At 54.8% G+C, this 13919-nt stretch carries 15 protein-coding genes and 1 tRNA gene; 8 read left to right on the forward strand and 8 right to left on the reverse strand.

The annotated features are described in order from the left end of the window. Positions 1-75: 75 nt before the first annotated feature. Genes EKM97_RS04120 through EKM97_RS04130 form a run of 3 tightly spaced genes read right to left on the reverse strand, consistent with a single transcriptional unit; the run spans position 76 to position 2600 of the window. Complete coding sequence (locus EKM97_RS04120; protein ID WP_125571017.1) at positions 76-1017, reverse strand: metal ABC transporter solute-binding protein, Zn/Mn family; 942 nt, start codon at positions 1015-1017, stop codon at positions 76-78. After that, positions 1010-1864 (reverse strand): metal ABC transporter permease, encoded by an 855-nt coding sequence (locus EKM97_RS04125; protein ID WP_125571018.1) that lies wholly within the window; start codon positions 1862-1864, stop codon positions 1010-1012. Before EKM97_RS04125 ends, EKM97_RS04120 begins: the two co-directional genes overlap by 8 nt. Further along, the gene (locus EKM97_RS04130) at positions 1857-2600 is read right to left on the reverse strand and encodes a metal ABC transporter ATP-binding protein (RefSeq protein WP_125571019.1); all 744 of its coding nucleotides are present in this window, start codon (positions 2598-2600) and stop codon (positions 1857-1859) included. The genes EKM97_RS04125 and EKM97_RS04130 overlap by 8 nt, the downstream gene beginning before the upstream one ends. 206 nt (positions 2601-2806) lie before the next feature. Between EKM97_RS04130 and EKM97_RS04135 the strand changes: the two genes are divergently transcribed. The 4 genes from EKM97_RS04135 (at position 2807) to EKM97_RS04150 (ending at position 5436) form a co-directional block, all read left to right on the forward strand. Further along, positions 2807-4033: a hypothetical protein gene (locus tag EKM97_RS04135; protein WP_125571020.1), complete on the forward strand. Its 1227-nt coding sequence runs from the start codon at positions 2807-2809 to the stop codon at positions 4031-4033. A gap of 77 nt (positions 4034-4110) precedes the next feature. Beyond that, positions 4111-4716, forward strand: a complete 606-nt coding sequence (locus tag EKM97_RS04140) for a histidine phosphatase family protein (protein WP_125571021.1) — start codon at positions 4111-4113, stop codon at positions 4714-4716. Between the two features lie 158 nt (positions 4717-4874). Continuing rightward, positions 4875-5135, forward strand: coding sequence for a type II toxin-antitoxin system Phd/YefM family antitoxin (locus EKM97_RS04145; RefSeq protein ID WP_125571022.1), 261 nt, complete (start codon positions 4875-4877; stop codon positions 5133-5135). Then, positions 5128-5436, forward strand: coding sequence for a Txe/YoeB family addiction module toxin (locus tag EKM97_RS04150; protein WP_125571023.1), 309 nt, complete (start codon positions 5128-5130; stop codon positions 5434-5436). The genes EKM97_RS04145 and EKM97_RS04150 overlap by 8 nt, the downstream gene beginning before the upstream one ends. A 60-nt stretch (positions 5437-5496) precedes the next feature. On the opposite strand, the gene EKM97_RS04155 is transcribed toward EKM97_RS04150, so the two are convergent. Beyond that, positions 5497-6660: a cobalamin-independent methionine synthase II family protein gene (locus tag EKM97_RS04155; RefSeq protein ID WP_125571024.1), complete on the reverse strand. Its 1164-nt coding sequence runs from the start codon at positions 6658-6660 to the stop codon at positions 5497-5499. Between the two features lie 121 nt (positions 6661-6781). On the opposite strand from EKM97_RS04155, the gene EKM97_RS04160 reads away from it, so the two are divergent. Further along, positions 6782-7705, forward strand: a complete 924-nt coding sequence (locus EKM97_RS04160) for a LysR family transcriptional regulator (protein WP_125571025.1) — start codon at positions 6782-6784, stop codon at positions 7703-7705. 64 nt (positions 7706-7769) lie between these two features. Here EKM97_RS04160 and EKM97_RS04165 read toward each other — a convergent pair whose 3' ends face one another. From EKM97_RS04165 to EKM97_RS04180, 4 genes are all read right to left on the reverse strand, one after another. Further along, the gene (locus EKM97_RS04165) at positions 7770-8897 is read right to left on the reverse strand and encodes a baeRF6 domain-containing protein (protein ID WP_125571026.1); all 1128 of its coding nucleotides are present in this window, start codon (positions 8895-8897) and stop codon (positions 7770-7772) included. 153 nt (positions 8898-9050) lie between these two features. After that, positions 9051-10235 carry a GGDEF domain-containing protein gene (locus EKM97_RS04170; protein WP_125571027.1) on the reverse strand — a complete coding sequence of 395 codons (1185 nt, stop codon included), beginning with the start codon at positions 10233-10235 and terminating at the stop codon, positions 9051-9053. 128 nt (positions 10236-10363) lie between these two features. After that, positions 10364-11125 carry an ABC transporter permease gene (locus tag EKM97_RS04175; protein WP_125571028.1) on the reverse strand — a complete coding sequence of 254 codons (762 nt, stop codon included), beginning with the start codon at positions 11123-11125 and terminating at the stop codon, positions 10364-10366. Next, entirely contained in the window at positions 11118-11768 is a 651-nt protein-coding gene (locus tag EKM97_RS04180) for an ABC transporter ATP-binding protein (protein WP_125571029.1), read from the reverse strand. Before EKM97_RS04180 ends, EKM97_RS04175 begins: the two co-directional genes overlap by 8 nt. Before the next feature lie 196 nt (positions 11769-11964). On the opposite strand from EKM97_RS04180, the gene EKM97_RS04185 reads away from it, so the two are divergent. The 3 genes from EKM97_RS04185 to EKM97_RS04190 all read left to right on the forward strand — a co-directional run bounded on the left by EKM97_RS04185 (position 11965) and on the right by EKM97_RS04190 (position 13861). Further along, positions 11965-12050: transfer RNA gene (locus EKM97_RS04185), tRNA-Leu, on the forward strand. A gap of 260 nt (positions 12051-12310) precedes the next feature. Beyond that, positions 12311-12457 carry a hypothetical protein gene (locus tag EKM97_RS11920; protein ID WP_164507430.1) on the forward strand — a complete coding sequence of 49 codons (147 nt, stop codon included), beginning with the start codon at positions 12311-12313 and terminating at the stop codon, positions 12455-12457. A 243-nt stretch (positions 12458-12700) separates the two neighbouring features. After that, on the forward strand, positions 12701-13861 hold the full coding sequence (locus EKM97_RS04190) for an MFS transporter (RefSeq protein ID WP_125571030.1): 1161 nt from the start codon (positions 12701-12703) through the stop codon (positions 13859-13861). Positions 13862-13919 lie beyond the last annotated feature (58 nt).

A 13919-nucleotide genomic window follows, 5' to 3' on the forward strand; every position in this document is an offset into this window, starting at 1 on the left:
CCTATGCATCTATTATACAACGATAACGGGTTAAGGAACTGTTACAGATAGCTTGGACAAATTATTCACCAGCCACTACTTAATTTTCATCCCCACCAGCATCTGCTTGATGTTCCACTGCATCATGGCGTAGTAGGTGTCTCCGGTTTGCCCGCGTGGGGCGAGGGAGTCAGTGAAAATTTTGTCTTTAATTGGCAAGCCGGTTTCGTGGCTGACTTTCTCCATGGATTTAGGCGAGACGGAGGTTTCGACGAACAACGCCTGCACGTCGCTGCTGCGAATTTTGCGGAGCACGGTCTGCATTTGTTCGGGCGTGCCCTGGGCTTCGGTGTTCAGTTCCCAGATGTAAACGGGCGTGACGGCGTAGGCCTTGCCGAAGTACTTGAACGCCCCTTCGCTGGTAACCAGCACCCGCGCGTTTTTCGGCACCGCTGCAAATTGCTGCTGGGTGCGCTTGTGCAGCCGGGTGAGCTTCTCAATATAGTCGGCGCTGCGGCGCTCGTAGTAGGCCGCGTTAGCCGGGTCCTTGCGCACCAAGGCCTTGGTGATCGTGCGGACGTACTGCGCACCGTTGGCAAGGCTCAGCCAGGCGTGGGGATCCTGCTCATTTTTGTTGGTGCTGAGATGCAGCGGGGTCACACCGGTACTAGCGGCGACCACATCATCGCCCCAGATTTTATGAGCGGAATTGATCAGCTTCTTAAACCAGCCGCTGCCCCCAGTCTCCAGATTCAGACCGTTGTGGAAAATCAGGTCGGCCTGACCGGTTTCGGTGATGTCGCGCGGCTGCGGGTCGTATTCATGCGGGTCGACGCCGCGTTTAACGATACTGTAGAGTTCGATGCGGTCGCCGCCGACCTGGGCCACCATGTCTTCCAGAATCGAGTTGGTCGTGACCACGCGCAGTTTGCCACTCGCGCTGCCGTCGACAGTTTCAGGCGTACGCTGCGTGAAGGCGACCACGCCCCAAACCGTGAACGCGAGGGCGATGATAGTCATGCTGAGACGTTTAAGCATGCTTGGCCTCCCGCCGCTTGATCAGCAGGCCTTGTTTGGGCGCGAGGAGGAAGGAAATCAGGAACATCCCCGCAGCCACAATCACGATGGCCGGACCGGACGCCCAGTTGAAGGTGTAACTGAGGTAGAGCCCGACCGTGGATGCCAACACGCCAAAGCCAGCGGCCAGTGTCAACATGGTGCTCATGCGGTTGGTCCACATGAACGCGGTAGCGGCGGGTGTAATCAGCATCGCCACTACCAAGATGATGCCGACGGTTTGCAGCGCGGAGACCGTAACGAGGGTGAGCACGAGCATCAGGCTGTAGTGCATCAGCTGCGTGTTCAGTCCGTACGTCTGGGCAAAAGTCGGGTCAAAGGAGCTGATGAGCAGCTCTTTATAGAAGATGACCACAAACAGCACCGCGATGCACAGCACGATGACCGTGGTAATCATGTCGCCATTGCTGACGGCGAGGACGTTCCCGAACAGAATATGGTGCAGGTTCGTTGCGCTACCAGCTAGCGAGATGAGGATAAACCCCAGGGCGTAGAATGCGCTGAAGACTACGCCGATGGCCGTGTCGTTCTTGAGTTTACTGTGTGTCGACACGAAACCAATAATCAGCGCGGCCAGGATGCCGAACACGGAGGCACCAATCAGAATGTTGATTCCGAGAATATAGGCGACCGCCACACCGGGCAGTACCGCGTGGGAAATGGCGTCACCCATGAGCGACATGCCGCGTAGAATGATGAAGCTCCCAATCAGGCCGCTCATGATGCCGACCATGGTTGAGGTGATGAGGGCACTTTGCAAGAAGTCGTACTTGCTGAGCGCCGCAATGAAAGTGGCAATACTATGCATATTGATCACCGCCTTTTGTAAACAGCAAAGCAGAGAGGTCCGAGCTGAACGTCCGCTCAATGTTGGCCGCGGTGTAGGTTGCGGCAACGGGACCACTAGCCATCAGTCCGTGGTTCAAGATGACCAAATCGTCGAAGTACGCGGACACTTTGTTCAGGTCGTGGTGGACGACAATCACGGTCTTGCCGGCGTCGCGCCACTCGTGCAAAACGGTCATAATTTGCTGTTCACTATGCATGTCGATCCCGACAAAAGGTTCATCAAGAATGACCAGGTCAGCATCCTGGGCAATGGCACGGGCCACGAAGACCCGCTGCAATTGCCCACCGGATAAGCCGCCAATCTGCCGATTGCGGAATGCGCTCAAGTTCACACGTTCAAGGGCCGCTAAAGCGCGCTGGTGCTCGCGCTTTCCGGGGCTCTTGAACAGGCCAAGCTGGGCGTAGGTTCCGCTGAGGACGAAGTCGAAAACATTAATGGGAAAACTCAGGTCCAGATCATTGTGCTGCTCAACGTAGGCAATATTCCCGCGTTGTTTGCTGAGCGCCTGTCCGCAGAACGTGGCGGTGCCGCGCTGCGTCTTGATCAGGCCCAGAGCGCCCTTGATCATGGTTGATTTACCGGCACCGTTGGGGCCGATAATCCCGGTGATTCTGCCGTTCGCAAATGTTACTGATAAATCAGTAAAAATTGGCGCGGCGGAGTATCCCACCGAGAGATTACGAATCTCAAGCAAAATGATCCCTCCTTTTAGGTGCGTCTAACTTATGCTCTACTATTAGGCTACTGGGTTTGTACTGGAAAAGCAAGCTTATTTTTAGGAATGCCTAAAACCATCAATGACTAATGATTAGGTAGATCGTTTTTAGCTACGAACGCTTGTTTGCAAGTTGCTTTTGCGCTACACTGTTAGAGCATATTTTCTGGAAAGGATCCTGATTCATGGAAGTTTTCACGCTCACCGCTCAATCCCGCGCCGCCATCTGGGCGCAACTGACTGATGACCAACTCGCAGTTTTGGCCAAATATACGCTCTACGCGAGCAAGTCGCAGCTCTTCAATGACATTTACGCGCGCGGTGCGCGCTGGCGGTTCGTGGGGGTGAACATTGACTACCACTGGGAGCAAAAGCCCCGTGATTTGCGTCAATTTCCGCATTACCACTGTCAGTGCGGGCGCATCGTGAAGAATCAGTATGTGCTTGAAGCAGTCGCCGCGCCGCACCAGCGCATCTATCTGGGCGTCACGCATTTTGTACAGGAGCTGGGAATTCCTGCGGCGGTAGCCAGTGAGGTGCGCAAACGGGTCAACACGATTCAGATGTACATGGATGAGGTGCTGACCTACTACAAGTGGGGGCGCCGCTTTCCGGCAGAACGCTACACACGCGGGCGGGCGCTCGGTGCCTTCAGCGATGACGGGGCGTTTGCGGCCAAGTTGGCGGACTTTGCGCGGGCGAATTTTCCCTTGTTTCACCTAGATCAGCAGCGTTTTGAGCAGCGGCTACTGCGAGTGCAGAACAAAGCGGCTAAGCCAGTCGCCGCGCCCGTGAAACAGACGTCGGCAACGGCGCCGGCAGCAACGGTGGCTACTCCCGCAAAAACCGCATTACCAGGTGACGCGCTGCGGCTAATCGCCCGTTTTTGTGCTTGCAGCGTGTCCGACCTGCGCCGTCACTTGCAGCGGACGCCGGAACGCGACTTGTTTTTGCTCGCGCTAGCGGCGGATTGCGGCATTGATGTGCACAGCAGTCATCCGCAATTGACGGCAGTGTTGGCGCATCTGCGGCAGAAAACACTCAGTGCGGATACTACGCGCATTTTGCACAGTACAGTTCGGCGGACGGCCGCGTGGGTGCGCCGCGAGCAGGCACTGCTCATCCGCTTACTTGAGCACAACTGGGCGGCAGCGGGCACCAGGGCCGGCCGCACCCAGATGCGTAAAATTCTGCTCCAGAACGCGGCGAACCAGCGCCGCAAGCATAATTTGCGGACGACCCAGATTGCGCGTTACCAGGAAGAATTGGCCAAGCGCGTCGCCACCCAGTTCGCCCGCGTCCAGCAAAGCGGTGCAGACACCGACGCTAAATTCAGCTTGGATTGGCAGTACACGCTCCAGCGCCTGCAAGAGCGCACTTTGTACGAAGTGGGGAGCGGCAGACTGGGGTAACTCGCATTGGACTCTCTGGCGGTGAATACGTATAATAGACTATTATTAAGCGCTTACCAAAAGGAGAATTATTCACTATGGATTTAGTTATCGTTCGGCATAGTATTAGTGTTTCCAACAGTGCAGACTTGATTTCTGGACAGAGTAATGACGTGTCACTGTCAGATAAGGGCATCGAGTACGCCCAGAAGGTCCGTCAGGCCTACGATTGGGACCGTTTTGACGCCGTCTACGTGAGCCCAATGCTACGCACTCGGCAGACCGCCGCGATTTTGACCAACCACCGCGCCGATATTCAGCTGGATCCGCGGCTAATGGAAATGGACTTCGGGGATTGGGACGGCACTTCAGCGGACCCAATTCGCGTTGCGCACCCGGATGCTTTTGACTACTCGGGGATGTTTAACGGTAACTACTCCAAGTACGCGCCGAATGCGGAAAGCTACCCAGACCTCATCCGCCGCAGTAACGCTTTCCTCAAGGACATTGAAGCCAAGCACCCCAAGGATTCGGTGCTGGTGGTGGCGCATGGCCTGACAATTCGCGCACTGTTTGCGGCCGCCACATTGTCGGACGTGTACAACTTCACCGCGGTGTACAACGTGGCGTTCAACGAGATGCACCTGGACCACAAGGATAACTTCCGGGCACGAATCATGCACTTTAATGAACGGCTGGTATAAAAGTAGCTAGAAGGCGACGTGAAGACGTCGCCTTTTGTGTATAAATGCACATAATTGATGTACGTCATCATGTACGCTATAATCAGCGTGATGATGAGACATTTCCATTAAGTTCATCGATGTTGTTGTCGAGTAAGCATAGAATTGGAGGGAAATTCATGACAGAAATTACAACCCCTACAAATGCACGCGCAAATTTGTTCAAACTAATTCAAAGTACTAATCGTAATGCGACACCAATCATCATTGCGGGAGCGGATGATTCAAAGAGTGCGGTACTGATGAGCAAACGCGATTACGACGCGCAACAAGAAACCATGGCATTGTTGCTGAATGGGCAGATTCAAGACGCGCTTAACCGTGAAGGCGAAGAAGCGGTTGATTTAGACGAAATGATTCGGGAATTAGACAATGAGTGAGTGGACAGTTCGCATTCAACCCAGTGCGAAAACAGGGCTGCGAAAACTTTTGAAAAGTCCGCTGCGTAGTAAGTTCTTTGAGATCAAAGCAGTTCTTGAATCTGATTCGTATGATCCAAGTCAAAAATTTGAGAAATTAACACCGCCTGCCGCAGGTTTCTACTCAAGACGGCTGAACGTGCAACACCGCGTCGTGTACAAGATTAATCCTGAAGAAAAACTAGTAGTGATTTATTCTTGCTGGGGACACTATGATGGCCGGTTACTATTTACTGGAAAAACAAAGACAGAAAGAAATTAGTGACACACAAAGGGCGGGCCTCCATGGAGGCTCGCCCTTTGTGTGTCACTAATGCTTAATTTATTCAGCCGTCACGCCTGCCCAGTATTCAGCAGCAAGCCGCTGGCCCTGGTCAATTTTGGCCCACTGCTCAGCAGCGGTGAGTTCATTACCGCCGTCGCAGGAGGCAAAACCGCATTGGTGGGACAGGTAGAGCCGGTCCTTGCCCAAAATCGCGCTGGCTTTATCGAGCAGGCGCAGGGCGCGGGCTTCGTCATCAAGCGTCTTAGTCTTGCTGGAGAGCACCCCGAGCACGACCTCAACGTTTGGCCGGTCCTGCAGCGCCTGAAGGGCGGTGATGTCGCCGGCACGGTCGTCGTCCCATTCAAGGAAGAAGCGGTCGTAGTGCTGGTCGTGCAGGAACTTTTGCGCGATGGCGGCGTAGGAACCACCGGCTGCGTGGCGGCTGGCGTAGTTGCCGCGGCAGTTGTGGGTCCAGACCTTTAGGCCGAGCTCGTGACCGTAATCGGCAACCGCGTTGTTGACGGCGACGAACTCGTCGGCGAGGTCTTCGATGCCGCCGTTACCTTCAGCGAAGAAGCTCTTGTCGTTGTCATCCGCAAACAGTTCCCAGAGGCAATCGTCAAACTGGATGATTTCACCGCCAGCGGCCTTGTAGTCGCTTAGGAATTCCTTGTAGGCGTTGATGAGGCCGGCCTTGAGATTTTCAGCGGTCTTGTACACCTGGTCTTCGCCGTAGAGGTGGTTGAAAACGGACAGTTCGGTGAAGGCGTGGGCCGCACCCCAGACCGTGGTCTTGACTGCCGTGTCGCCAGCTTCGGCTTTGAGCTGCTTGAAGATGTCGATGAAGTGGTGGTTCTTGCCGGACAGTGGGGCGGTGATGCGGATGCCGATGTCCTTGCGCGTTTCGAAGTTACCGCCGTCGTGATCTTCAAAAGTGTAACCGTGGTCCGCAATGTAGCGCTCGATGCCGGTGAAGCCCCAGAGGAAGTCCAGGTGCCACATTGACTTGCTGTATTCGCCATCGGTCAGGACATCGATGCCGTGCGCCTTCTCTTCAGCAATGACCTGCTTAATGTCTGCCGCCTCAGTTTCCTGGTAGCCAGGAAAGGCGTCGTAGAAGGGGTACTGAATGTCGTCGCGATGTTCAATCTGGTCCTTGTAGCTGAGCAAGTTAGCTGGGCGCAATAGTGAGCCCACAATCTGAAAACGTGAATTGGTCATAAGTTGGTTCCTCCGTGTCGTTTGTTGTTGAGATTATTCTAAGCGAATTCTGACAAAATAGATAATTCTTGATTACTAGATGCTATAATAGGTAGCGACTATAACACGGAGGACGTGCAAAATGCGGATTCAACAACTGGAGTACCTTGAAAAAATTGCCGAGACTGGCTCCATCAACGAAGCGGCCAAGCAACTGTTTATCAGTCAACCGTCGCTGTCGCAGGCGATGAAGGAGCTGGAAAAGGAGTACGGCGTGCAGCTGTTCTACCGTAGTCGGGGCGGTATTACGCTGACTGATGCGGGGCGGGAGTTCATCAACTACTCGCGCGGGGTGCTTGACCAGGTGAACTTGCTCAACGAGCATTTTGGCCAGGGCACTGTTCGTAAGCGCGTGTTCAGTGTGTCGGCGCAACATTACGCCTTCGTGGTGCACGCCTTCGTTGAACTCGTGAAGGAAATCGGCGGCGACGAGTACCAGTTCACGCTGCGCGAAACGCAGACCCAGAACGTACTCGATGACATCCAGTCGCTCAAAAGCGAGCTCGGCGTCATCTACTTGAATAAGTTCAACCGTACGGTGATGTTGCGGCTGATTGCGGAAAAGGATCTCGAGTTCGTGCCGCTGTTCCAAGCCCAGCCGCACGTTTTTGTGGGCCGTGATAACCCGCTGACCAAGAAAAAGCGCATCACCCTTGATGATCTGACGGATTATCCCTACCTGTCATACGAGCAGGGGGATACGAACTCCTTCTATTTCTCTGAGGAAATCCTCAGTACCCTGCACCACAAGAAGCACATCCAGATTAGCGATCGTGCGACCATCTTCAACCTGATGGTCGGGCTGGATGGCTACACGATTAGTTCGGGGATTATTAGTAGTGAGCTGAACGACGAGAAGATTGTCGCCATTCCGCTGGACGTTGATGATTCGATGACGCTGGGCTACTTGCGCCACAAGAAGATGGAGCTGAGCGACACGGCGGAGCGGTACTTGGATATGTTGAAGGAGCATATTCGCGGGTATGGGTTTGAAATTGAGGAATAAAAATAGAACGTCCCAGGTGGTCAGCACAATAATGCCGCTATCTGGGGCGTTCTGTTAGTTTCGTCTAATGTAGCGGATACCGACTAACCGCCGTCATCACTGCCGGTGCGTCTTCACTACTCAAAATGTGCACCTGCCCGCCATCCGTGAGCACCTGACTGGCAATGGCATTCACCAAATTTTGTCGCCGCGCTGCTGGCGAACTGGTGTCGATAACCCCATCGTGCAAACGCCCGGGGATGTTTGCATTCTCTGCAATCACGAGCTGTTCAATCCCGCCTGGCAGCAAGTCCGCAATTGCGCCCAGTTCGCTGGTGGCACGACTACTACTGCGTGCCGCGTCTAAGTTGGCGAGCGCCTGCTGGTCATTGCGCAAATCAACACGCTGGCAGAGTTCAACAGCGGCTGTGCGCAGGTCGCCGCGACTGAGGCCACTGGGACTGAGGACAATCTGGTCATCGTCCAGCATCGGGTTGCGACTGAGCTGCCGGAAGGTGCCCAGCGTCGGGGCCAATCCCATGAGCACCAGTGGGCGGCCGCCGGGGTTGGAATAGTGGGTGGCAATGTAACTGTCGACCGCTTGGAAGAAGCGCTGGGTGTCGATGGCATCTTCGGCTGCCTTATCGCTGTGGCCGTGGTAACTCACCTTGCCGGGACCTTGGCTCACGGAATTCAGACTGCCGCCGCGAATTTCACTACCCAGTGTTTCTTTGAGCGTGCGCGGGGCGTCGGCCGGCAGGTGCACCGTGCTGAGCTCGTGCCGGTCGTAGCGGTAGAGGCCAATCTGATCTTGCTGCAGCGTCAGCAAGTCGAAACTGTGCTGTTGCTGACGGTCCAGCAGCAGGGGCAAGATGTTGGCCTGCTCGCCGACTGACACGCTGGCGGGCACGGTCAGCTCGAGTGCAAATACCTGCAGCTGCTGCCCATCGCTCACCAGGCACACGCTTGCCGCCGGTTCAGCGGTGATGCGCCGTGACGGGGAAAAAGCGTCGGCGAATTGCGCTGCGTAAGCGGTCCAGTCTTGGTCTGGCCAGTCGCTGGCAAAAGTCTGCGCGGCTTCTTTGAGCAGACCCTTGAACTTGAGCTGCATTTTGCTCAGGTCGTGCGTGGTGCTCAGTGGCAAGTAGAGGGTCACGACCGGATTCGTGGTGGCGGTCGTAGGCATTGCGGTCAGTTCAGTCATTGTCATCATGGGATTAATCTCCTTTCTTACCTTATTAACAAGCATATCAGCTTGAACATATCTAATTCAAACGATTCATTAAAAATAATGTATGCGTTTTATTTAAGATGATCAAAAACACCCCAGCCATGCAAATGACTGGGGTGTTGATACGATTTCGGTTCAAGATAAAGTAGGCACAACGTCGCGCTCATAGACCCGCCCCGCCGCACAGACGCGGTTTCGCCCGGCTTGTTTGGCGAGGTAAAGGTTCTGGTCGGCCACCGCATACACACCAAACAGCTTCTTGCGCACGTCTCCGGCGGCGGCACAGCCAATTGAGGCGGTCAGACGCAGGTCGGGACTGATGCTGGGGATGCGCACGGCATCCAGGCGTTGCAGGAGGGCCTCACCGAGCCGGTGCATCTCTTCGGGCGTCATTTCGTCGTCGAACAATAGGCCGAATTCTTCGCCGCCGAGCCGGTAGGCATTGCTGACACCGGGCATGTTGTGGGCAAAATTTTGCAAAACACGCGCGACGGCCTGCAGCACAGTGTTGCCGGCTGGGTGGCCGTAAGTATCGTTAATTTGCTTAAAATGATCGAGGTCGATTTCGAGGAAGGTGTAGCGCGCGCCTGACTGGTGGAGTTGCTCGTAGCGGCGCACCGCGTCCGCGCTGAATTCGGCGTAATTGGCTAAACCGGTGAGTTCGTCATGGGTGGCGCCGTGCTTGGCAGCCGCGTAATGCCGATCCATCACGGTCATCAGGTTGCTGTATTCACCGGTCGCAACGCCGATGGTGAGTAGCGCCCCGATTTGGCGAACCCAGAACCAGAGGTCTAATTGCCGGGGCGCCATGCTGTAGACTACCACAATCCCAATGGTGCAAAAAAGCAGCATGCCCAGGTAGTACGGCGCTCGTGCCGACAGGAAGTAGCGCCGGTGCGTGACAAAATACAGCAGCAGACCGACAAAAAGGAAGTACCCAATGACGCCGATGGGACTGCTAGTAATGCGATACCCGAAATAATAGTAGGCCATGATCAGTGCCCACACACCGGCCTGGATGAGGTTACCCGCATAGAGCGCCATTACGTACACCGCAATTAGAATCATGTTCAGAAAGGTCCAGTGAGCGCCGTAGCCAGTCATCTGCGGATCCAGTTGAAAGTGAAAGCGAAAAGCCAGAAACAAGAACAGCACGTAAGCAACGCCGGTGACTTGAATGAGCAGCTCCTTGTGGCGCACCAAAAAAGGGCTCGAGGTACGGTCGTTAATTTGGTATAAGACCGAGGTCGCGCCGAAGCTGATGATGATGTTCATAACGAGCGCAAGCAGGAATGACTGAAGAATCATCAAGTTTGACATATGCAGTTCCCCCTAAAACTGATTCTAGCGCTTTTGGGCGGGGATAGCGACAGCTGCTGCCGCATGTTTTGTGGCGTTAAAAAAAGTGCAAGCTCAGAGTTGAGCTTGCACCTTAATTTTGTACATATTTACCTTACCAGTTGCATATCGTTGTTGTAGAACTGCGGGTACGCCAGGTAGCAGGCAATGACGCTCCCAATACTGGTAGCAGCGAGCAGCATGAAGGTGACCATGATCTGGTACATGATGGCCTTGGACGGGTTAACGCCGGCAAAAATCAGTCCGGACATCATCCCTGGCAGGCTCACAATCCCCATCGTTTTGGCTGAATCAATCGTTGGGGCCATTCCCGTGCGGATTGCCGCACGCACGATGTGGGCGGAGGCTTGCTTCAGCGAGGCACCGAGGGCGAGACGTTCGAGGACGCCCTGGCGTTGGTCGTGGAAGCCGGCGTTCATGTTGCGGTAGGCTAGGCCAATGGCAACCATGACGTTCGAGGCGATCATCCCCGAAATCGGTACGATCTGGCTCGGCGTGAACTTCACCGCGCGGGCGAGAACCAGCAGCAGGATGGTCACCAGGGTGCCGACCGAAATCGCCAGTAAGCTAATGGCGTAAGCGTGCGGGATACCCGCCGCGCGCTTGTAGGCGTTGTAGGCGGCATTCAGGATGATGATGGCGACCATGAGGCCGGTGAGCCACACACGGTCGACCTTGATGATGTAGGTGAGCACGTAGCCGACCACGGTTAACTGGATGACAGCGCGGATGACCCCGACAATCATGTCGCGTTCGAGCCCAATTTTTTCATGCAGGTTGATGCCCAGCGCGATGACCACCAGGATCACCGCGAAGGCGAGCGCGGTCGGACTAACAATGAGGTTATTCATGATTGGCCACCAACTTTCCTTCTTTAATGGTGAGCAGCTTGCTAGCGGCGGCGATTTCCGTCTCGTCGTGGGTGACGGCCAGAATGGTCATGCCCGCCTGGTGGTGGCGCTCAATCAGGGCGTGCACCGTGGCCTTCGTTTCGGCATCCAGTCCGGTTGTGACCTCATCCAACAGCAGAACCTGGGGGAGGAAAAGCAAGTTCCGAATCAAGGCCACCCGCTGTTTTTCACCACCGGATAGGGCCGTGATTTTGGCAGTCAGCATCGCATCAGGCAGTTCCACCGAATTGAGCGCGGCTAGTGCTCGCTGCTCATCGAAAGCTTGCCCGCGCAGCTCGAAGGGGAAGGCGAGGTTATCGCGCACGGTTTCGCCAAACAAACTCGGTTGCTGGAAGCAGTAGGATACTGCTTGCCGGTATTCGGGCTTGGGCAGCGTGTTTTGCGGCTGGCCATCGTACAGGATTGTCCCAGACGTTGGTGTCAGCATGGTTGCCAGTAGCCGAAGTAGCGTGCTTTTACCTGAACCAGACGGGCCAGAAATTGTAATGTATTCGCCCGCCGTGACGGTCAGGTTAATGTCCGTGAGAATAGGCTTGCCGTCCGCCGTAAAGCCGACGTTTGTGAGCTCAAAAATGTTCGCCATGTGTTATCTCCTCCTCTATGCCATAGTGTAGCTGAGTCTTGACCGGAAAGCCATCCTTGCGGGTAAAAGTGGCGTGCTGATCTTGTCCGGTCCGCGGTTCGCGGGGGAAATACAAAATTCTTGCGATTTTGCGTTGACATCGCGGCGAATTCTCGGTATGATATTTCTTGTGCTTGAGGCACAACATACCAGTGATGCGGGTGTGGCGGAACTGGTAGACGCGCAAGATTAAGGATCTTGTGGCCAATTACGGCCGTGAAGGTTCAAGTCCTTTCACCCGCACTAACGAGACAGGCTGAGAAGCCTGTCTTTTTTTGTGTTCTGGCGGTCATTCAGCGATCGACTTGTTTCAGCACTGCAAATTGTCGTACCATCAGGTGCTCTTACTACATAACTGAAAACGTTATATCTTTGACAATGAAAATTTTCACTGTTAAACTCGAAGAGGATTGTTCGGGTTTAGCTTAGTAAGCAAGGCTTGGACGCGCGCCGCCATGTGCGGCGAAGAAACGAATATCGCAATAACAAAGGAAGTATTCCCCGTGGAATTACGTTTTAGAATGAAGAATGGCAAATTGCACTTGGATAGCACCACCGTGCAGCTGAACACCCGTGACGTGAAGAAGGAACAAGAATCTCGTCGCGGCCTGCTGATTCAGTACCGCCTGGATGTGACCAAGCGTAAGTAGGTGTACAGGCAGTATCCGCTAATGGTATATTGCTGACAACAACTTACGACGGAGGTTTCTGATGATTAACGCGCAACTCAGTTGGATCAACCACAAGAACGCGATTATCTTTATTTTCGCGGCTCAGGGGCGTAGTGCGCTCAAAAATGATGATTAACTGAGAATTGTGCGCGGCAACAGAAGCTAAACCGAAAGGGATGGCGCTTGCCATCCCTTTTTGTGTGCGCACGGAAAGTCAAAATTATGCGTAAAAATCATAACATTGGGTTGGCCTACTTATACAGTGCCACCGCTTATTTCGGCATCACCAGTCTCTGGGTCGTGTACCTCGGCCAGCGCGGTTTGCCGCTGGTCCTCATCGGATTGTGTGAAAGTATCTTCCACGTCGCCAGTTTCTGTTTTGAAGTCCCTAGCGGGGTGCTCGCCGACCGCTTCGGCTACAAACGGGTGCTGATTGCCAGTCGGCTGGCCGCTGCCTTCAGCAGTGTACTGATGCTGCTGGGCAACTCCTTCTGGTGGTTTGCCGCCAGCTTCATTATTAGTGCCTTCAGCTACAACCTGCAGTCGGGGACGCTGGAAGCCTTCGTGTACGAATCGCTGCCACTGGCGACGCGCGAAGCCAGTTATGCACAAGCGACCGCTCGCGTCGCCAGTATCACCGAAATCACGAGCACTTTGGGCGTTGTGCTGGCCGGCGCGATGGTCCACTGGCATTTTGCCTGGACTTACTGGATTAGCGTTGGCCTTGCGCTACTGATGGGCTTCGCTTTGCTAGCAGCGGTTGACGTTGGCAAGCGGCCGCGCGAACAGCGGCAGACCGTTCGCGCCATCATCACAACTAGTCTGCAAGTGCTGCGGGCCACGCCACTGCTGGGCAAGCTAATGTTGGTCGACGCGGCGATGAGCGCGATTGCGACTGCCTACTATTATTACTTCCAGCACGTCATGACCGCGCGCCACTTCAGCGGGGCACTGGTGTCCGGGCTCATGCTGACGGGGGCGGTGGTCAACGTCGTCGCCGTGCAGCTGACGCCATTCCTGCAGCGGCGCTTTAGCAAAAGTCAGTTGGTGCGCGGTATCTGTTTTGTGATGACCGCCTGTTTGCTGCTGAGTTATGCGCACTGGTTGCCGGGGATGCTGGCAATGTACCTGCTGATCGCGGGGATCACCGCCTTGCTTTACCCACTGTTTAACATCTACTACAACGCACTGGTGCCCAGCGGCCAGCGGGCCACGCTCCTCAGCGTTGCCAGTTTACTGTTCTCGCTCATTATGATTGCACTGTTCCCACTGATGGGCTGGATCATCACCGCCATTGGCTTCAATCTGGCCTTTGCGGGACTGGGCGTGGTGCTACTTGCGGGCATCGTCCCGACACTGCGCCGTTTGGATATCCGCGAGTAATTTTGAATGGCCAGGACACGCAAAATAACGCGGTCTTCGCGTCCACTCAGCAATTCAC

Source organism: Lacticaseibacillus songhuajiangensis (assembly GCF_003946025.1).
Taxonomy (GTDB): Bacteria; Bacillota; Bacilli; order Lactobacillales; family Lactobacillaceae; genus Lacticaseibacillus; species Lacticaseibacillus songhuajiangensis.